The sequence below is a fragment of the Testudinibacter aquarius genome, from assembly GCF_004342725.1.
GTDB classification, from domain to species: domain Bacteria; phylum Pseudomonadota; class Gammaproteobacteria; order Enterobacterales; family Pasteurellaceae; genus Chelonobacter; species Chelonobacter aquarius.
The window spans coordinates 123,675-144,002 of sequence record NZ_SMCP01000004.1; the positions used below are offsets into that span (position 1 = coordinate 123,675).

A 20,328-nucleotide genomic window follows, 5' to 3' on the forward strand; every position below is an offset into this window, starting at 1 on the left:
ATTATTTAAATAAATTGCTTGCAAGTGGAGATTTGTATAAAGGTTATCAAATAGGAGGCACTTATCGTGAGCCGAGAGCTGCGGCAGGCCACTCAATTGCTTACGAGCGTGTTTTATCGCAGAAGGAATGGGATACCCGAAGTGCACTTGTTCGTGATTATGATCAATCCTATGTAAAGGAAGATGTAGAAAATGAAGTGATTAAAGCAAAAGAAGCAGAATTATGGGAAAAAGTTCTAGATCCTAATTTATCTGATGATGAAGTTGATGAAATCAGCGAGCAAATTTGGGCATTAGATAAGCAAAAATCTGGAGGATATGGAGAATTGCGCAAAGAGATTCGTACAAAACTGACTGATATGGGGTGCAGCAATAATTGTAAGTTTGGTATGGAAGACAAAGTACAAACATTTAAGCTGCCTTTTCACAGTGATGGGCGTCCACGCGCTGCCGATAATCCATTTGTGAATGGTACATTGAAAAACGAAACCGTAATCAATCCGCTAACCGGCAAAAGTGAAGCCAAATATCAGCAAGTCGGTAGTGGTGGAGAGTATTACACGACATTGAAAAAATCAGAGCAATTGACCGAAGTGAAAAAACGTCGCGGTAAAGCCTTCTCACCGGCATTTTCTGCCACGGCATTTATCAACGATCAAAATCGGGTTTATCTGCGTTATACCGAATATGCCCGTATGCCGAGTATTTTTGAAGATACCATCGGTTTTTCTTCCGGTAGCGACACCTCAGCGCGTTTTAAAGATAACTATCTGAAACCGGAAAAAGCGAAAAATATTGAAGTGGGTTATGTATATGATGCTTCGGCTCTTTTCAGTCGACCGAGTAAAGCAGATTTGAAACTGAGTTATTTCCGCAATGTGACCAAAAATGTGATCGACCGTAGTACTGATTTCCGCTTTTATCAACTGGATAAACGGGTTTTAGAGGGGATTGAATTGCAGGCACGTTACGACAACGGCAGCTTTTTTGGCGACTTAGGCGTGGTGTATAACCTAAAAAATCAAGTGTGTGATGTCAATGCCGCGATGGAAATGGATCCGGTTGAGCTGCGTGTGCCCTCTTGTATGACCGGTGGTTTTGCCTGGGGCTATTTGCGTACTCAGTTACAACCAAAATATTCGATCAGCAGCAATTTGGGGGCACGCTTCTTCGATCGTAAGCTGGAAGTGGGAACACGCTGGCTCTATCACAGCAAAGCCAAAAACCGTGATGAAGACAGATTATGGGAGAAAGGAGTGCTGAATGAGGGGGTTTGGAATCGTCCGATGTCTTGGCAGCCGGTGCTGACACTGGACGCTTATATTAAATATGCCGTGAATAAAAACCTGATCCTTGAATTGACCGGCACTAATTTAACCAACCGTTACTATTTAGATCCGATGACCCGTTCGATGATCCCCGCACCGGGCAGAACCGTTAAATTGGGTTTAACAGCAAAATTTTAGGAAAATGGCGTAAATAAGCCCTGTTCCTAAATAAGAAAGGCAATAAAACCGCGACCGTTAATCAGGTTTTACTGCCTTGAATAGCCACATTATTTAAGTGTGATTTTGAAGCGTGAGATTATCCCACAAAAATAATGCGCCAACCGATAAAGGTAAGGTGTTCACGTTACCTGAGAAAGGAGCGGCGGAGCATAATGGTTGGTTTCATACAGATGAGGAAGGATTACCTGGTGTTGATATTAAAGGTGTAAGTACAAAAGTAAGTAGTTTCAAATCATTAACGGGTGTAACCAAACGTACAGAGTTTTTAGGTGTATTTGGTGGTATTGATGATAATGATATGGTTGTGCTGAAAATGAATAATATGCCAAGTTGGGTGTCTAGTTTCCATAACAAACTGGGCAATTTTGCTTTTAAAAAAGTTGGGGCAGAAGAGCTGTATTACGGGGAATGGCTAGTGCGCGACGGTGATATTAATCAAGATCGGATAGTTTACTATGCCGGTAATAACAAAACGGCGAATATGCCGACGGGTGGAAAAGCAACTTACAGTGTGAGTGGTATTAATAAAAATACTGAATTGAATCAACCGTTGCTAGCTGGGTCTCTAAATGCTGACTTTAATGCAAATACGCTGAAAGGCAATATGCGTAAGAGTGGTTTGTTAATTTCTATTGATGCAGGCATTAATAATGCTGAGGCTAGCTTCAAAGGTAATGCAAAAGCCAATGGCATTAACGGTCAAACCGAAGGTAACTTCTTCGGCAATAATGCCGCGGCGTTAGCCGGTGTTGCCAAATTTGACGGTAATAACCAGTTTGACACCGCATTTGGCGGTACAAAACAATAAAACCAACAGGGGGGAGTGATCCCCTTTTCTGCATTTTTGGTGTTTTTTTATGGTGATCTGATGATAAAAAATGCTCGTACGCTTTCTTTTATGGTTGTTGCTTGTTTCTCGGTTCAGAGCATTTATGCCAACCTGCAGGACGATCAAGCCGTGCGCCTGTGGCAACAGCACGAACAGCAATTGAATCGACCTAATCCTGCTGGACAGTCGTCGCTAACTGATGAAATCACCTTAGACGGGCAATCATTCGAGGTGGATAATAATGCGGAAGCCGTCGGGCAAGCGCTGTATATCACGCTTAATCAAAATTTATGGCAGTATATTGCCCCTTTTTTAAGTCGATATAAAACCTTTCCTACCGCCAAAAAAGAGTTAATTTGGTTTGCCGAAGGCGCTTTAGCAAGAGAAGAAAAACAGTTGTATCAAGCCGAACATTACTACCGTTTGCTATTGAATGCACAACCTGATTTTGTGCGCGGGCAGCTTGATTTGGCACGAATTTTATTTGAAAACCATAAAAACCGCGAAGCAACCGCACTTTTCACCCAATTGCGTCAAGCCGAGTTGCCTCCAGTCATTGAACAGACACTGCAACAATATCAATATAGCGTGAAACAACGTGATGAATGGCAGGGTTCATTAAGTGTCGGCTATCAATATAGTGCCAATATCAACCAATCATCACGAAAAAACAGTTGTTTATTGATGAATAATCATCGTTGTTTTGTTGAACGAACTGCGCCGACGGCATTGAATGCAAAGGGTTGGCGTTATGATTTGGCGCTGCAAAAACATACTTCCGTATCGGGCAATCATGGCATTCAGTTTAGCCTCAACAGTTACGGACAATTTTATCCGCACCAACACCAATATAGCGAAAATACATTGCGGGTTTATGGGGGCTATCATTTTCAAAATGCCAAAACCGCACTTACCCTTGCGCCGCTTGTGGAATATCAAACGTCGGCAAACCATAAATATCAGCATGGGATCGGACTGCTGGCGGCGTGGTCGCAAGAACTATCAGCACGGTATTTTTTCAATCTTCAGCTGGAGCAAAAATATCAGCGTTATGCCACTGTCCGTTCGGGATTGGACAAAGTGCGGTTAAATTCGGCTTACGCCACGTTATATTACACTCTTTCCGAGCGCAGCACGCTGTTTGCCGGTGCAGACTGGACTTATCGCAACGCTGCAGATGATGTGAATCGTTATTATCTTCGTGGCATTCGAGCAGGGATTAATCATCAATTCCGCTTTGGCTTGAACACCACGCTAATCGGTTTATGGCGCACCACTGGCTATCAGGGCTATTCCGCGGCATTAGAGGCCAAACGTCGAGATCGGCAACAAATCTATATGGCGATTTTTAAAGTGCCGAAGTGGGAATATCATGGGATCACGCCAAACCTCACTTTAAAACACACACGCAATCGCAGCAATGTAGACTGGTTATATTCCTATAAACAAAATGAAATTCAATTTAACTTGGAATTTCGCTTTTAATGTTAAGAAAAATTATATAGAGAAAAATAAAGAGTCGTTTGATATTTCATTATTTTTTGCACAGCAAAGCTTGATTTTGACCACCAAAGGGCGGTTTTGGGCAAGCCAATTATTAGGTGCATTACAAACTTTTATTAAATCGAGGTCATAACATGGATTTATTAACACTAAAACAAAAATTGGGCGAAGAACAACCAATGGTACTGGAAGATTTTGCCTCACAACACAAAGTTACTTTAGAACAAATTTTACAAACATTGGGTTGCCCGATGATTTCCGGGTCATTATTTGATCGTATTTGGCATGAAATTACTGAATGGAGCAACGTTACCCTAATCGTTCATACTACCGATGGTATTTGGGAATGGGGCGGAAAATTACCGACAGGCACTTATCGTCATGGCTTTTTTAATTTACGTTCAAAAGAAGGGCTTTCAGGGCATATCCGTTTTGAAAACTGTGCCAAAATCGCATTTTTAAAACGGCAATTTATGGGGGCGGAGACGGCGAGCGTCATTTTTTTAAACCATCAAGGACAGGCAATGTGCAAAATTTTTGTCGGACGTGATTCGCACCGTCAACTGTTAAACGAGCAATTACAGCATTTCGAGCAAATGCAACACTATACCACTGTTGAGGGGAAATAAAATATGGACGATCGCCAACAACGCCTGCAAAATCGCTTAGGGCCTGAAATTCAGGAATTGAAACAACGCTGCCGCACACTTATGTTGGCAACCGTTGATGAAGAGGGGAAACCGAATGTGAGTTATGCGCCTTTTGTCAGCAATGAAAAAGGATATTATGTTTTTATTTCCGATATTGCACGCCATGCACGCAATTTAAAAAGCAATAACCAAGTTTCGTTAATGCTGATTGAAGATGAAGCCGATAGTCGACAAATCTTTGCTCGCCGCCGCCTCTCGTTTGATGCTAAATCGGAAATCATTTCGTACGATAGCGCAGAATGGCATCATGGCACGGCAGCGCTATTAGAACGCCACGGAAAAATTGTTGAAAATTTAACTGAAATGAAGGACTTCACTCTGTTTAATTTAATTCCGCAACAAGGATTATTTGTAAAAGGCTTCGGACAGGCGTTTCGAGTTAGTGCTGATGATCTAGTTGGTGCAATTCATTTGCAACAAGGACACCTAACAGAAAATCAAGGAGCCATTCAATCTTAAATCACTCAAATGTTTGAATAGCTAATTACTATAAATTTTTCATCAAGTCAGAGTTTTTTAATACCCTGATCTTTCATCGCTAAAGCTCTTTGACTCCATACCCATAGTGTCTGGTTATTATAGCTAGACGCTATCTAGCTATAATAAAAAAGCGATTACCCTGAGATAATCGCTTTCAAACGTTGTATTTCGTCTCTGTTTTTTATTTGGTTAAGTCATCAAAAAACTTCTTCACGCCATCCAGAAAACTAGAGGATTTCGGGCGGTTTTTGCCGCTGCCTTCTAAACTTTCTTCCAATTGTTTCAATAAGTTCCTCTGCTCTTCGTTCAGTTTCACCGGCGTTTCAATAATCACTTTACAAATTAAATCACCGGCATAATGACTGCGGGTTGACGTCACACCTTTGCCGCGCATTCTGAACAGTTTACCGGTTTGGGTCTCCGCCGGAATTTTCAGATTGACCCGTCCGTCCAACGTCGGCACTTCAATCTCTCCGCCCAACGCCGCCATAGTGAAACTAATCGGCACTTCGCAATACAGATTATTGCCGTCACGTTCGAAGATATGGTGATCTTTAACGTGAATAACCACATATAAATCCCCTGCCGGTGCACCATTCTCCCCAGCCGCGCCTTCACCGCTCAACCGCAGTTGGTTGCCGGTATCAACACCGGCCGGAATTTTAACCGACAGATTTTTGGTTTTATGTACACGCCCGTCACCATGGCATTTCGTACAAGGTTTCTCAATTTTTTTACCACTGCCGTGGCAGGTCGGACAGACTTGTTCGGTGACAAAAAAGCCTTGTTGACGGCGTACTCGCCCCGCACCTTTACAGGTCGGGCAGGTTTCCACTTTCGAATCCGCTTGCGCTCCGCTGCCATGACAGCTGTCACACTCAACTAAGGTATTGATCTTAATATCTTTGGTCGTACCTTTAACCGCTTCTTCTAAAGTGATTTCCAAGTCGTAACGCAGATCATCGCCACGCACTACTCGCTGACGACCACGTCCACCGCCGCCAAAAATATCACCGAACATGTCACCGAAAATATCGCCAAAATCTGCACCGCCGAAGCCGCCTGCACCACCACCAAAGCCACCTTGCTCAAAGGCAGCATGACCATATTGATCATAGGCGGCACGTTTTTGTTGGTCAGTTAAAATTTCATAGGCTTGTTTGACTTCTTTAAATTTGCTTTCCGCGTCTTTATTGTCCGGGTTGCGATCCGGATGATATTTCATCGCCAGACGCTTATACGCCTTTTTGATCTCTTTTTCATCGGCACTGCGGGCAACGCCTAATATTTCATAATAATCACGCTTTGACATAGTCTTTCCGTTTGCTTCTCTTGAGTTGTTTTTATATGTGCAAAAGGGCGAAGATTACTCATCGCCCTGCTTGGTGCTAAAGAAAGTGGATTTGACCTTCTTTAATCGCCATCGACTTACTTGTCTTTCACTTCTTCAAATTCGGCATCAACTACGTCATCACCGCCTTTGCCTTGTTCGGTTTGACCTTGCGCCTGTTGTTGACCGGCTTGGGCTTGTTGCTGTGCTGCAGCAATCAGTTTTTCCGACGCCTGAATCAAGGCTTGAGTTTTGGCTTCAATCACATCTTTGTTTTCGCCTTTGGCTGCGGTTTCCAACTCGCTGACCGCACTTTCGATTGCGGCTTTGTCATCGGCTGACAGGGCATCACCGGCTTCGGTCAACTGTTTACGGGTTGAGTGCACCAGATGATCCGCTTGGTTACGCACTTGCACTAACTCTTCAAATTTGCGATCCGAATCCGCATTGGCTTCCGCATCGCGCACCATTTGTTGAATTTCATCATCACTCAAGCCTGAAGAAGCTTTGATGGTGATTTTTTGCTCTTTACCCGTGCCTTTATCTTTGGCAGAAACGTGCAAGATTCCGTCGGCATCAATATCGAAAGTCACTTCGATTTGCGGCATACCGCGCGGTGCAGCTTGGATTCCTTCCAAGTTGAACTGACCTAAAGATTTATTGTCAGCGGCACGTTTACGCTCCCCTTGCAACACATGAATGGTAACCGCACTTTGGTTATCTTCCGCCGTGGAGAACACTTGACTGTGTTTGGTCGGGATTGTAGTGTTTTTCTCGATCAGTTTGGTCATCACGCTGCCCATGGTTTCGATACCCAATGACAACGGGGTTACGTCAAGCAACAACACGTCTTTCACATCACCGGCCAACACGCCACCCTGCACCGCCGCACCGATCGCAACCGCTTCGTCCGGGTTGACGTCTTTGCGTGGCTCTTTGCCAAAGAATTCAGCCACTTTTTGCTGTACCATTGGCATACGGGTTTGTCCGCCCACCAAAATCACTTCATCAATTTCAGATACGCTCAAGTCAGCATCTTTCAGCGCAGTACGCACCGGCTCCAGTGAACGTTGTACCAAGTCTTCTACCAAAGATTCCAGTTTGGCACGGGTCAATTTGATGTTCAGGTGTTTTGGACCCGTCGCATCTGCGGTGATATACGGCAGATTCACATCGGTTTGTTGCGCAGAAGAAAGTTCGATTTTGGCTTTTTCTGCCGCTTCTTTCAGACGCTGCATCGCTAACGGATCGTTACGCAGATCGATACCTTGATCTTTTTTGAACTCGTCCACCAAATAGTTGATCACACGGTTGTCAAAATCTTCGCCGCCCAGATGAGTATCGCCGTTGGTTGCCAACACTTCAAACGTTTTTTCGCCTTCAACGTCATCAATTTCAATGATCGAAAGGTCGAACGTACCACCGCCCAAGTCGTAAACAGCGATAGTGTGGTTGCCTTTATCTTTGTCCAAGCCGTATGCTAACGCTGCCGCTGTCGGTTCGTTGATGATACGTTTCACTTCCAAGCCGGCAATACGCCCGGCGTCTTTAGTCGCTTGACGTTGCGCATCGTTGAAATACGCCGGCACGGTGATGACCGCTTCAGTGACTTTCTCGCCTAAGAAATCTTCGGCGGTTTTTTTCATTTTTTTCAATACTTCGGCAGAAATTTGCGGTGGTGCCATTTTCTCGTCTTTCACTGATACCCACGCATCGCCATTATCCGCTTTCACAATGTCAAACGGCATAATATTAACGTCACGCTGCACTTCTTCGTCAGTGAAACGACGCCCAATCAAGCGTTTGATTGCAAACACAGTATTTTTCGGGTTAGTTACCGCTTGACGTTTTGCCGGTTGTCCAACCAAAGTTTCGCCATCTTGTGTATAAGCAATAATCGACGGCGTGGTGCGGTCGCCTTCTGCATTTTCAATCACACGCGGTTTGTCGCCGTCCATCACCGCTACACATGAGTTTGTTGTACCCAAGTCAATACCAATAATTTTTCCCATTTGATTTCTCCTGTTAAATCTGAAATTTGTTCTCTGTAAAGCATGCGAATTGCTTCGATGCTTTTAAGATGCGGACTAAAAATTGAATTTCAACTGCTACCGTTAAATTTGTTGTAACCGTCAAAAAACAACGTTGATCCTGACTTGCAGCAATAAATAGGGGTGAAAACACAAAGTTCAAGAGCAAAAATCATTTTTTTGCGAAAAAATCCCAAAAACAGTACAACCGTATTCAAACTGCTGCTGGTATATTTTTCAGCGAATGGCTATACTCTGTTTACCGTTTAATTAGATTGACATTTATTAGCATTTAATAAAAAGGAATTATTATGAAAAAATCATCTCTGGCGCTTGGCGCCATCGCAGTTTTGGTGGCGGCATGGGCTGGCGGCACTTGGTATTCCGGTAAAGCACTGGAACAAAAATATCCAGAATATATCGCATTAGCCAATGAACGCGTTACCAGTGGCTATAATAATGTCGCTCACGGCAATTACCACCTTGAAATTAAAAATACCAAACTAGAGCGCGGCTTTTTCTCGACTCAGATTGAAGATCAAGTGATCATTACTGATTTAAAAGATAATTCTCAGCTGATACTGCCGTTCAAAAGCACTGCTGAGCACGGACCATTACCGCTGTCACGCTTAACCAGTCTGAAACTGATGCCGGTTTTAGCTGATGCGCATTCCGAAATGACCGAAGATCCGTCGATCAGCGAAGTGTTTAAAGCCAGTAAAGGCGTTGCACCTTACAGCGGTGATTTCAGTATCAGCTATAGCGGGCAAATCAAGCAAAATTCAACCATTGCTGCTTTTGATTACAGCAACGAGCAATTTAGCATCAACAGCACGCCAATTTATATTGAAAGCGATACGAATCAAGAAGGAGTCGGCTTGCTGAAAATGCGTTTGGAAAAATGGGTTTCCACTTTACAGGTTGATGAATTTAATGAGCGTTATCAACCCATCACCGTCAACCGCACTTTGACCTTCAATAATGTCACATTGAATTCCGATCTCAGCCCGACTGACTTCAAATATGTTCCAAGCGGAAAGCAGCGTTTTGATATTGGGTTAATCAGCATTGCTGATGCAGCTGCAACCGATTACGCAGCAGAAAATATCGAGCTGAAAAATGTTCGTTTCGATTATGACACCAATGTCAACGCTCAATTTGCCGACTACCGCTTAAATAACAGCATCGAAGCCTTAAGCATAAACGGCGAAAATTTCGGGCAAATTGATTTTAACCTGAATTTAGGTCATCTGGCTGCCGCCGAGCTAAATCAAGTCGTTGAAGCCTTTACCAACCCTGATCTGGAACAACAGCAGGCGCAATTGAACGAGGCAGGATTAAAACTGCTGCAACAGCAACCAACATTGGCAATTCAACCGCTTAGATTGAAAAACAGTGCGGGCGAAAACCAACTAACCTTTGATCTGGTTTTCTCCAAAGCCGATCAACAAGCTGCACTAATGCAAGGCAAAATTCTTTCGCTGTTCGATAAATTGGAAATGAACGCCAACGTCAATCGCCAATCTGCACAAATGTTGATGACCAGCTCGGCAAAATTAGACGGCATAGAAAACCCTGAACAGTATGCCGAATCTGAATTAAATCAGTCGCTTGAAGAAGCTGTACAGCAAAAAATGTTGGTCAGCAACGATAACGGCGCAAACTATCAGTCCAAACTGATTTTGGAAAACGGCGAACTGAAACTGAACGGCGAAGTGATTCCGGAAGAAAGTATCGCACAAACGCTGCTGTTTATGTTTATGGGTGGATTTTAATACCTTATCCAACCCCGGTTAAATTCATTTAACCATTTTAGGCAGTGCGGTTGATTCTGATCAACCGCACTTTTGCCCAAGCTGTGTTAAACTCAGGCAATTCCCCTAGCTAAACGAATATTATGAAACTCAGCAAATTCACCGATTATAACCTTCGTGTTCTGATTTATCTGGCACTACACAGCGATCGTCTCTGCACCATTCAAGAAATTGCCGCAGCTTACCAAATTTCAGAAAATCATTTGATGAAAGTGATTCACCATTTGGCAAAACAAAAAACCATTCTGTCACGCCGTGGCAAAGGCGGCGGTATTCAACTTGCCCATTCTCCTAATCAAATCAATCTGGCGGATGTGATCCGTAAGGCAGAAGGCGATGACGGTACGCTGGTGAAATGCCACAGTGAAACCGGCGACAGCACATGCTGCATTGCCCCAATTTGTAAACTGCCGACTATTTTTGATCAAGCGGTCACCGCCTTTTATGAACAGCTGGCTCGTTATAGCTTGGCGGATGTGCTGCAACGGCCTGAATTGTTGGCACAGCATTTTATTCCTGTCAGTTCCCATTTTGTCAATTAACCGATTTTGTGATCTTCAATACACTCAATAAGGAACGTCTATGGCATTCGAGATTAAAAACTACCGGATTGATCGTAAAAACAGTTTCAAGATCGATAACTTTTCAACTAACGGCAAAAAAGATATTGCTGAAAATAAAGACGAACGCAATACCATTTTGCGTGAACTGGCGCCTGAATTGGATCATTTGCAAGATTTGCTGTATGCCGAACATCAACGCAAAGTGTTAATCGTGTTGCAAGGCATGGATACTTCCGGCAAAGACGGGACGATTCGAGCGGTATTCCAAAGTGTTGATCCGCTGGCGGTACGCACTGCTTACTTCAAAGCCCCGACTGAAAATGAGCTGGATCGTGACTATTTGTGGCGGGTGCACAATGTCGTGCCGCGGCGCGGTGAAATCGTGATTTTCAACCGTAGCCATTATGAAGATGTGCTGGTTACCAAAGTCAAAGGCTGGATTGATGATGACGAAGAACAGCGCCGCTTACGCCAGATTAACGAGTTTGAACGGTTGCTGAGCGAAACCGGCACTGTGATTGTCAAATTTTTCCTGCATATTTCCAAAGATGAGCAAAAAGAGCGGTTGCAAGAGCGGTTGGATAATCCGGATAAAAACTGGAAATTCAATTTAGGCGATCTGGACGATCGCAAATTATGGGGTGACTTTCAAAAGCAATACGAGAAAGTGATTAACGCCACCTCCACCGATTATGCCCCCTGGTATGTGATTCCTGCCGACTCGAAATCCGGACGAAATGTGATCATCATGCAAATTCTGCTCGACACCTTGCGTGCGATGCAGATGCAATATCCAAAAGTCGATACCAGCAACTGGCCGAAAACCATTGATTAACCCTTTTCTTTGCCAACGGTTTTGGATAAGATAAAGCGCTCTCATCGGGGTGCATTATCTTATCTTTTTTTTATGTGTAAGATAACGCTGAGAAATACCCGCTGAACCTGATCTGATTAGTAGCAGCGAAGGGATTTGAGATTGCGTTTCCACACTGGTCACCGCACTTGAATTCTTTTCTTATAGTTTTATAAAAAAGGATTTCTATCATGTTTTCATTAGCACAAAAATTGTTAAACCGTAGCATTATCTCCGCCACCCTTTTATTGAGCGCCAGTGCAGCAATCAGCGCTGAAAAACCAACCTTAACTGTCTATAGTTACGACTCTTTCACCTCCGATTGGGGCCCCGGTCCGAAACTCAAACAAGCATTTGAGCAGCAATGCCAATGTACATTGACTTTCGTGCCGTTTGAAGACGGGGTGACCATGCTCAACCGCCTCTATTTGGAAAAAGGTGGCAAAGCCGATGTGTTGGTCGGTTTAGACAATAATCAACTTGCCAATGCTCGCCAATCCGGTTTATTTGCAGAAAACAACGTCGATTTAAGTCAACTGGCACTGCCAATCGAATGGCAAGACCGCACTTTTATGCCATATGACTACGGGCAATATGCCTTTATCTACGATCAACAAAAATTGAAAAATCCGCCGACAAGCCTGAAAGCCTTAGTCGAACGCCAAGATCTGAAGGTGATTTATCAAGATCCGCGCACCAGCACCGTCGGAAGAGGGTTATTAGCGTGGGTCAACACAGTTTATCCGCAGGATCAGGCCGAAAATGCGTGGAAAACCTTGGCGAAACATACCGTTACCGTCGGCAAAGGCTGGTCTGAAACCTACGGTGCATTCTTAAAAGGTGAGTCCGACATGGTATTAAGTTACAACACCTCACCGCTGTACCATCAAATTCATGAACAAAAAGACAATTACGCTGCTGCCGAATTTGAGGAAGGTCACATTGTGCAAATCGAACTTGCCGCCAAGTTGAAAAAAAGTCAGCAGCCCGAATTAGCTGACCAGTTTTTAGCGTTTTTACTCAGCTCCGAAGCACAAAAAACCATTGCGCTGCACAACATTATGCTGCCGGTAATCAAAACCGAAGTCGAACCACGCTTTGATCAATTTACACCGTTCAAAACCTTAGCGATTCCGTTCCCGAGCAGCGACGATAGCAAAGCACAAATTCAAGTTTGGCAGCAGGCACTAAGCCAATAAATCTAACTTGAAATGAACAAAGTGCGGTCTAAATTCAGCGTTTACTGCCAAAAACAGAGCTTGCTCGGCTTGGCGGTCATCGCTTTTTTGCTGGCAATCAGTGGCAACAGTTTGTGGCAACTATGGCGGCAAAGTCAGGATTCCTCTTGGTCTTTGCTGTTTGCTGATCGCTACTTCTGGCATATTCTGCGCTTCAGCTTGCTGCAAGCCACGCTCTCGGCACTGCTGTCGGTATTTATCGGACTGCTCACTGCTCACGCCCTGTTTTACCGCACTTTCTGGGCAAAAAAATGGCTGCTGAAAATTTTTTCACTGACGTTTGTCTTGCCGGTGCTGGTGGCGGTTTTTGGTCTCATCGGTATCTATGGCCTGTCCGGTTGGTTGAACACCGGGCTCGGCTGGCTACATATCGACTGGCAGCCGAAATTCTACGGTTTAAACGGTATTTTGATCGCACATCTGTTTTTCAATCTGCCACTGGCAAGTAAGATTTTTTTGCAGGCGCTACACAGTATTCCGCAGCAGCAGCGACAACTGGCAGCACAATTGAACATTCGCAACGGCCATTTTTTGCGTTTAATCGAGTGGCCTTATCTGCGCCAGCAATTGTTGCCGGTGTTTGCACTGATTTTCATGCTGTGTTTCACCAGCTTTGCCATTGTGTTGACATTGGGTGGCGGTCCGAAATACACCACGCTGGAAGTGGCAATTTACCAAGCGGTGACGTTTGATTTTGATCTGGGCAAAGCAGCGATGCTGGCGTTGGTGCAATTCATGTTGTGTTTTGTGCTGTTTCAAACCAGCAGCTATTTTAGCCGGCATACCCCGACACCGCTCAGCACCCAACACCGCTGGCGACAGCCACTGAACCGCACTTTTGTCTCTGTCCATTGGATTACGTTGGTTAGCGTTGCGCTGTTTATCGCCCTGCCGCTGCTGAATATTGTCTACAGTGGTTTAACCTCCTCGGCACTATCGAAAATCTGGCAAAGTCCACAGCTATGGCAAGCGCTCGGCTATTCGCTGACCCTTGCGCCGTTTGCGGCTTTGCTGGCGCTGTTGTTGAGCATTGCGCTGCTGATCGGGGCACGCCGTTTGCGCTGGCACTATCAACTTAAAACCGCCAACATGATGATCAATATCGGCATGATGATTCTTGCGATTCCAACCTTAGTCTTGGCAATCGGGCTGTTTTTGCTGCTGCAACAACTGGATTTTGCGGTGTGGCACTTGTTTCTAATCGTTGCTTTGTGCAACGCCTTAATTGCCATGCCGTTTGTACTTCGCATTCTGGCGACCCCACTTAACAACAATATGCGCCACTATGAAAATTTGTGCCAGTCACTCGGCATTCGTGGATGGACACGTTGGCACTTAATCGAATGGCACAGCTTGCAGAATCCGCTGCGCAGCGCTTATGCTTATGCAGTAGCGCTATCGTTGGGGGATTTCAGCGCTATTGCCCTGTTTGGCAACCAAGATTTCAGCTCGCTGCCACGCCTGCTGTATCAACAACTGGGGCACTACCGCAGCCAAGAAGCGGCAGTGACTGCCTTGATTTTACTGCTGCTGTGCGGCTTAATTTTCCTTGTGATCGAGAAAAGCGATGATCAATCTGAGACAACTAGAATTTAATTATAAACAGATGCCGATGCAGTTTGATCTGCAAATTCGAACCGGTGAAAAAGTTGCGCTGATTGGCGCTAGCGGTGCCGGAAAAAGCACTCTACTAAATCTGATTGCCGGTTTTGAACAACCGGATAGCGGACAAATTTGGCTGAATGGCGAAAATCACAGCCACAGCCAACCGCACTTGCGTCCGGTTTCGATACTGTTTCAAGAGAACAATCTGTTTAATCATCTCAGTGTAGAGCAGAATATTATTCTGGGTTTGCAACCCAATTTAAACATCAACGCCGAACAGCGACAAGCCGTGTTGCATATTGCAGACAAAGTCGGCTTAACCCCGTATTTATCCCGTCTGCCGGAACAACTTTCCGGCGGGCAAAAACAACGGATTGCTTTGGCACGTTGTATGCTGCGCGATAAACCGATTCTACTGCTGGACGAACCTTTTTCTGCGCTGGATACCGCACTTCGCCAAGAAATGTTACAGCTATTGGCGCAAATCTGCCGTGATAAAAACCTCACCCTGTTGATGGTGACGCACCAACCGCAAGAGGTCGGCCATTTTGTTGACCACACTTTAACCGTTGATCACGGAACTTTAATCAATAATCAAGTCTTGTAAACTGCCGCAGGAGGTATTGATTTTTCATTACTTTTCAGCAATCTTGTTTTCCGCTAACATAGGCGCCAACATTCACCGGATTGTCACAATGACACTCCAATAACGTATTACCGAGGAATAATATGACGACTCAATCGGTCGAGCTCAGCCGTTTAACCCCACACCCAAGCCTAGAGTATTGGTCAGTGTGCAAAGTCGAAGCGCTGTTTGAAACGCCATTTTTAGAACTGATTTATCGTGCAGCACTAGTTCACCGCCAACATTTTAATCCGCAAGCCATTCAGCTCTCTACCCTGTTATCGATTAAAACCGGTGGCTGTCCGGAAGATTGCAGCTATTGCCCTCAATCCGCACGCTACCAAACTGGAGTGCAGAACCAGCAGTTACTGGAGATCGATGAAATTGTTGAAAAAGCCAAAATTGCGAAATCTCGCGGTGCCGGGCGTTTCTGCATGGGGGCTGCATGGCGCGGTCCGAAACCGAAAGATGTTACAAAAATCACTGAAATTATCAAAGCAGTCAAAGCGTTAGGCATGGAAACCTGTGGTACGTTCGGCTTGTTGCAAGATGGCATGGCAGAGCAGTTGAAAGAGGCTGGGCTGGATTACTACAACCATAACCTCGACACCGCACCGGAACACTATCATGAGGTGATCGGCACTCGCCGCTTTGATGATCGCATCAATACATTGGGCAAAGTGCGGTCTGCCGGGCTGAAAGTCTGCTGCGGCGGCATTGTCGGCATGAATGAAACCCGCAAAGAACGAGCCGGCTTAATCGCCAGCCTGGCCAATCTGGATCCGCAGCCGGAATCGGTGCCGATTAATCAGTTGGTGAAAGTGGAAGGCACACCGTTGATGGATGCAGAAGATCTGGACTGGACCGAGTTTGTCCGCACCATTGCCGTCGCTCGCATCACTATGCCACAAAGTTATGTACGCTTATCCGCCGGACGACAAGGTATGTCGGAAAGTATGCAGGCTATGTGCTTTATGGCGGGTGCCAACTCAATTTTCTACGGCGATAAACTATTAGTCACCGAAAATCCACAAGAAGACGGTGACCGCCTGTTAATGGAAAAATTGGATTTAGAGCCGGAAACCGAACAGAATCGCTTGAAATAATCTTGCGAGGTTGAACAGAATCGGGCGCTAATTAGCCGCCCGATTATCAAATACATTTAGTGACTACGACTCCTCGCTATCAAACCAGCCGCGAATAAACTGAATCGATAGGAAAAGGGTGATCAACAATAAGAAATACAGCACATAGCTGGCGATTGGCCAAGCAGCCGTCGCATTTTGGTCGACTTCTTTCATTGATGTCATATTGCGGAATTCATCAAACATCACCAGGCGCCAACCGTAATATTTAACCTGCACACTCTTTTTGTCGACCGCAAAACTTTGTGCTCTTGCCTGCAGATCAGCTGAGTTAAATTTAAAATAGAATGGGAAACCCCAGCGGGTATCTTCATTACGATAGACCATCACTTTATCATTTTGCGGATTCTGGGTATAAATGTAGTACACATCACGAGTCGGACCATCTGCCGGATTGGCTTTGGTGATTGGGCCGTCTTTATCGACTCGTTTCACTTCCACCCCAGTGATATGCGTTACATCGTAGTGCGGAAAATAAAAATTGACTGTCGCAAACAAGACAACATGAATCAATAAAGTGACTGCAATAAAAAAGAGTTTAGTCACACTGCGAAAACTGAGTTTAGCCATACCTTATCCCTCGGTTAATGATGAATCTGTCAGCACACTGACATTAAACAAACGTTCAAAATTTTGTGTGGTAATCTGTGCCAATTCTACCGCACTTACCCCTTTTAGTACTGCCAGATATTCGCACACTTCGCGCACATACGCCGGCTGATTCTGTTTGCCACGGTATGGCACCGGCGCTAAATACGGTGAATCGGTTTCCACCAACAGTCGATCAAGCGGTACGGTTTGGATCACATCACGAATCTCTTGTGCGTTGCGAAACGTGATGATGCCGGAAACCGAAATATAGAACCCCAGTTCCAGCGCCTGATCCGCCATCCATTGATTTTCAGTGAAACAGTGTAACACGCCACCGCACTGCTGCGCTTGCCCCTGTTGCAGCAACGCCATCGTATCTTCTCTTGCTGCACGCGTGTGAATAATCAATGGTTTATTCAGTTGTCTGGCGATCTCAATTTGTTGGCTGAAAATCGATTGCTGTTTTGCTTTGTTTTCGACGCTGTAGTAATAATCTAAACCGCATTCGCCGATCGCAACCACCTTTGGATCTTGCGCTAAGCGCTGCATTTTTTCAGCTTCAAAATCTTCATCTTCCACATTTAACGGGTGCACACCACAAGAGAGCGACACCTCGTGACGATGCGAAAGTGCGGTCTGTAGCCGTTCAAAACCACTCAAGGTGGTGCTGATCGACAGTAAGTGCTGCACATCACGCGCTTTGGCTTTATCCACCACCTCGTCCATGTTTTTATGTAATTTTTCATAATCCAAACTGTCTAAATGACAATGGGAATCGACAATAAACACTTATACCTCAATCTGTTTTTCAAAAACATCACTAATTAATTTGCTTAAACAATCCAACACGATCAACTCTTGGTTAACGGCATTGATTTGTGCAAAATCCTGTCGCAATTGTGAAACCAACTGGTTTCCCTGCAAAAGTGCGGTCTGCGATAAACCTTGGCTAAATTGCTCAATACCATTGGCAATATCGTAGTTGATCCAACCCTGTTTGATCTGCAATTTACACTTCAGACTATCGCTAAAAAATGCCGACAGCCAATTCAGTTGACGTTGCAGCAATATTTCATCTTTAAAGGCAAACTGCTGTAAAAACAGTTCCAGTTGGCGATTTTGGTAAAACAACCAAAATTGACGCAAAAACTGTTTTCGCAGCGGTAACCAGCCCTGTTGTAACGCATTCAACGCCGCCAATGGGCGGTTATAATTGACCCGAAGTGCGGTGGCAATCTCTTCATCCGCTGCAGAAAATTGTTGTTGTAACCATGTTGTCGCCAATGGCACCGGCGGTGCAATCAGGGTTTGGACTTGACAACGGCTGTAAATCGTCGGCATCAGCGGTGCCGCAATATCGGCTAATAACACAAAATAGGTTTGATCGGTTGGTTCTTCCAGTGTTTTCAACAACGCATTCGCCGCAGCTTCGCTCAACAGCTCGAGCGTCGGCAGATACACCACTTTGTTGCCGTCTTGACGAGCATACTGCTGTAAATTAGCGATTAGCTCGCGCACTTGATCGATACCGATATTTTTCCCATCCTGCAACAGCAAGCGGTGTAAATCCGGGTGATTGCCACTGTCGAACAGTTGGCAGTGCTGACAATGCCCGCAAGCTTGTAATCCCGGCGCTGTCTGACATAGCAGCCCTTTGGCGATGGCATTCAGTAAGGTTTCACTGCCCAATCCTGCTTCACTTTTAAACAACAACGCATGATGCCCGTGACCGGCTGCAAAAGCTGCGTTTAATTGCTGAAACAGCGGCGCAAACCAAGGGTACATGGTTAGTTATCCTGTTTGGCCAGCCAAGAGCAAACCGCACTTTGCACATCGGCAGCGACTTGTACCATCGATTGCGACGCATCAATCAGTACCGCATTCGGATCAGTCGCCACTAATTCTAAATAGCGTGCACGAGTGCGCTGGAAAAAATCCAGTTGCAGCTGTTCGATTCGATCCAGCTCGCCACGGCTTCTGGCACGACTTAACCCCAGTTCGGGATCGATATCCAGATACAGCGTCAGATCGGGTTTGAAATTCCCCAGAACGGTATCACGCAGCGTTGCCAGCAAAGTGCGGTCAATTTGGCGTCCGCCGCCTTGGTAGGCTTGCGACGACATGTCATGCCGATCACCCAGCACCCATTTTCCGGTTCGCAATGCCGGACGAATCACGTTTTCGACCAACTGAATCCGTGCCGCATACAACATCAATAATTCCGCTTTATCGCTGATCACCTCATTGCCGTCGCCGAATTTAATCAGCTCACGTAATTTCTCCGCCAATGGTGTGCCCCCCGGCTCGCGGGTAAATTCAACTTGCGAAATACCATTCGCCTGCAATGCCTTCAGCACCGCCTCACGGGCGGTGGTTTTACCGGCACCTTCTAAGCCTTCGAGCACAATAAATTTACCGCACTTTTGCATCTTAATTTCCATTTTTTTGCGAACGCAGCCATTTTAAATATTGCTGCACTGCTTGGTTATGTTCCGCCAGACTGTTGCTGAATTTATGCCCGCCGCTGCCGTCCGCCACGAAGTAAAGTGCGGTTGTATCAGCAGGATGCGCCACCGCCTGCAAAGAAGCTTCATTCGGCATCGCAATCGGCGTTGGCGGCAAGCCGTCGATTTGATAAGTATTATAGGCGGTTTTCTCGTCCAAATCTTTGCGCCGGATATTGCCTTGATAATTGTCACCCATGCCGTAAATCACGGTCGGATCGGTTTGCAAGCGCATACCCCGTTTCAAACGGTTAATAAACACCGCCGCTACTTGCGGCCGTTCAGACGCAATTGCGGTTTCCTTCTCCACAATCGACGCCAAGATCAACATTTCATACGGATTTTTCAGCGGCAAATCCTTATCACGTTGTTGCCACGCCTTATCCAGCGCCTGCTGAGTGCGCTGAATCGCTCGTTGCAGCAGGCCCACATCGGTGGCATTAACCGTGTAATGGTAGGTATCGGGATAGATCAACCCCTCCAAATTTTTCAGGGTTTGCCCTTCTACCGGTGCCAAACCTAACAAATCAAACACCTCCGCTTCGGATTTCTCGCCCAATTGCAACTGCAAGTGCGGTGCGGCAGCCAGCGTCTGACGGATCTGCTTGAATGTTTCGCCATCACCGAAACGAATGCCAAACTGCGCCTCTTTGCCGCTGTTCAACAACTGCAACAGCTCGGTCACATTCGTCACACCATTCAACGAATAGGTGCCGGCTTTGACCGCACTCAGCTCCGGCTGAAAACGCAATAAAAACGGGAAAAACGTCGCGTCTTTCAGCAAACCTTGTTGCTGTAAAAACTCACCCAATTTTTTGCCGGTGGTGCCGCGTTCAATCGTCAACAATTGATCGGCTTGTGCCGTGATCGGTTGCTGCGCCAGGTTTTCGATTTGCCGATAGCCCCAATAACCCGCAGCGGCAACCGCGATAAACATCAGTAAACTCAATCCCAAAAAGCAATAAATCAGTTTTTTCATCATTCACAATTCTTCAAATAA

19 protein-coding genes and 1 riboswitch are annotated in these 20,328 nt (G+C 45.5%); of the genes, 12 read left to right on the forward strand and 7 right to left on the reverse strand.

All coding sequences use genetic code 11. From position 1 onward, the window contains the following. Positions 1-32: 32 nt before the first annotated feature. The 5 genes from EDC16_RS12830 (at position 33) to hutZ (ending at position 5,009) form a co-directional block, all read left to right on the forward strand. Positions 33-1,466 (forward strand): TonB-dependent receptor domain-containing protein, encoded by a 1,434-nt coding sequence (locus EDC16_RS12830; protein WP_232517303.1) that lies wholly within the window; start codon positions 33-35, stop codon positions 1,464-1,466. A gap of 112 nt (positions 1,467-1,578) precedes the next feature. Further along, positions 1,579-2,316 (forward strand): Slam-dependent surface lipoprotein, encoded by a 738-nt coding sequence (locus EDC16_RS05360; RefSeq protein ID WP_132966175.1) that lies wholly within the window; start codon positions 1,579-1,581, stop codon positions 2,314-2,316. A 60-nt stretch (positions 2,317-2,376) separates the two neighbouring features. Continuing rightward, positions 2,377-3,822, forward strand: coding sequence for a surface lipoprotein assembly modifier (locus EDC16_RS05365; protein ID WP_232517302.1), 1,446 nt, complete (start codon positions 2,377-2,379; stop codon positions 3,820-3,822). 152 nt (positions 3,823-3,974) lie between these two features. Next, the gene (hutX, locus tag EDC16_RS05370; protein WP_132966177.1) at positions 3,975-4,469 is read left to right on the forward strand and encodes a heme utilization cystosolic carrier protein HutX; all 495 of its coding nucleotides are present in this window, start codon (positions 3,975-3,977) and stop codon (positions 4,467-4,469) included. Between the two features lie 3 nt (positions 4,470-4,472). Beyond that, positions 4,473-5,009, forward strand: coding sequence for a heme utilization protein HutZ (gene hutZ, locus EDC16_RS05375; RefSeq protein WP_132966179.1), 537 nt, complete (start codon positions 4,473-4,475; stop codon positions 5,007-5,009). 202 nt (positions 5,010-5,211) lie between these two features. On the opposite strand, the gene dnaJ is transcribed toward hutZ, so the two are convergent. Both dnaJ and dnaK read right to left on the reverse strand, forming a co-directional pair. Continuing rightward, entirely contained in the window at positions 5,212-6,342 is a 1,131-nt protein-coding gene (gene dnaJ, locus EDC16_RS05380; protein ID WP_132966181.1) for a molecular chaperone DnaJ, read from the reverse strand. Between the two features lie 116 nt (positions 6,343-6,458). After that, on the reverse strand, positions 6,459-8,372 hold the full coding sequence (gene dnaK, locus EDC16_RS05385) for a molecular chaperone DnaK (RefSeq protein WP_132966183.1): 1,914 nt from the start codon (positions 8,370-8,372) through the stop codon (positions 6,459-6,461). Positions 8,373-8,701: 329 nt separating this feature from the next. On the opposite strand from dnaK, the gene EDC16_RS05390 reads away from it, so the two are divergent. The 7 genes from EDC16_RS05390 to bioB all read left to right on the forward strand — a co-directional run bounded on the left by EDC16_RS05390 (position 8,702) and on the right by bioB (position 16,194). Beyond that, positions 8,702-10,165, forward strand: coding sequence for a YdgA family protein (locus EDC16_RS05390; RefSeq protein WP_132966185.1), 1,464 nt, complete (start codon positions 8,702-8,704; stop codon positions 10,163-10,165). A 122-nt stretch (positions 10,166-10,287) separates the two neighbouring features. Further along, positions 10,288-10,746 carry an RrF2 family transcriptional regulator gene (locus tag EDC16_RS05395; RefSeq protein ID WP_132966187.1) on the forward strand — a complete coding sequence of 153 codons (459 nt, stop codon included), beginning with the start codon at positions 10,288-10,290 and terminating at the stop codon, positions 10,744-10,746. Between the two features lie 40 nt (positions 10,747-10,786). Next, positions 10,787-11,602 carry a PPK2 family polyphosphate kinase gene (locus EDC16_RS05400; protein WP_132966189.1) on the forward strand — a complete coding sequence of 272 codons (816 nt, stop codon included), beginning with the start codon at positions 10,787-10,789 and terminating at the stop codon, positions 11,600-11,602. A 35-nt stretch (positions 11,603-11,637) separates the two neighbouring features. Continuing rightward, a riboswitch (TPP riboswitch) is annotated at positions 11,638-11,754 on the forward strand. A 57-nt stretch (positions 11,755-11,811) separates the two neighbouring features. Continuing rightward, positions 11,812-12,819, forward strand: a complete 1,008-nt coding sequence (thiB, locus tag EDC16_RS05405) for a thiamine ABC transporter substrate binding subunit (protein WP_132966191.1) — start codon at positions 11,812-11,814, stop codon at positions 12,817-12,819. A gap of 12 nt (positions 12,820-12,831) precedes the next feature. Then, positions 12,832-14,454, forward strand: a complete 1,623-nt coding sequence (gene thiP, locus EDC16_RS05410; RefSeq protein WP_132966193.1) for a thiamine/thiamine pyrophosphate ABC transporter permease ThiP — start codon at positions 12,832-12,834, stop codon at positions 14,452-14,454. Continuing rightward, complete coding sequence (thiQ, locus tag EDC16_RS05415; RefSeq protein WP_132966195.1) at positions 14,426-15,070, forward strand: thiamine ABC transporter ATP-binding protein; 645 nt, start codon at positions 14,426-14,428, stop codon at positions 15,068-15,070. Before thiP ends, thiQ begins: the two co-directional genes overlap by 29 nt. A 122-nt stretch (positions 15,071-15,192) precedes the next feature. Continuing rightward, entirely contained in the window at positions 15,193-16,194 is a 1,002-nt protein-coding gene (gene bioB, locus EDC16_RS05420) for a biotin synthase BioB (RefSeq protein WP_132966197.1), read from the forward strand. Positions 16,195-16,257: 63 nt separating this feature from the next. Here bioB and EDC16_RS05425 read toward each other — a convergent pair whose 3' ends face one another. The 5 genes from EDC16_RS05425 to mltG are packed head-to-tail and all read right to left on the reverse strand — an operon-like array spanning position 16,258 to position 20,307. Continuing rightward, positions 16,258-16,803, reverse strand: a complete 546-nt coding sequence (locus EDC16_RS05425) for a DUF1523 family protein (RefSeq protein WP_132966199.1) — start codon at positions 16,801-16,803, stop codon at positions 16,258-16,260. 3 nt (positions 16,804-16,806) lie between these two features. Then, a complete protein-coding gene (locus EDC16_RS05430; protein WP_132966201.1) occupies positions 16,807-17,613 on the reverse strand; it encodes a YchF/TatD family DNA exonuclease in 807 nt (268 codons plus the stop codon). Beyond that, complete coding sequence (gene holB / locus EDC16_RS05435; RefSeq protein ID WP_132966202.1) at positions 17,614-18,609, reverse strand: DNA polymerase III subunit delta'; 996 nt, start codon at positions 18,607-18,609, stop codon at positions 17,614-17,616. A 2-nt stretch (positions 18,610-18,611) separates the two neighbouring features. After that, complete coding sequence (gene tmk, locus EDC16_RS05440) at positions 18,612-19,265, reverse strand: dTMP kinase (RefSeq protein ID WP_132966204.1); 654 nt, start codon at positions 19,263-19,265, stop codon at positions 18,612-18,614. Then, a complete protein-coding gene (gene mltG, locus EDC16_RS05445; protein ID WP_132966429.1) occupies positions 19,255-20,307 on the reverse strand; it encodes an endolytic transglycosylase MltG in 1,053 nt (350 codons plus the stop codon). The genes tmk and mltG overlap by 11 nt, the downstream gene beginning before the upstream one ends. Positions 20,308-20,328 lie beyond the last annotated feature (21 nt).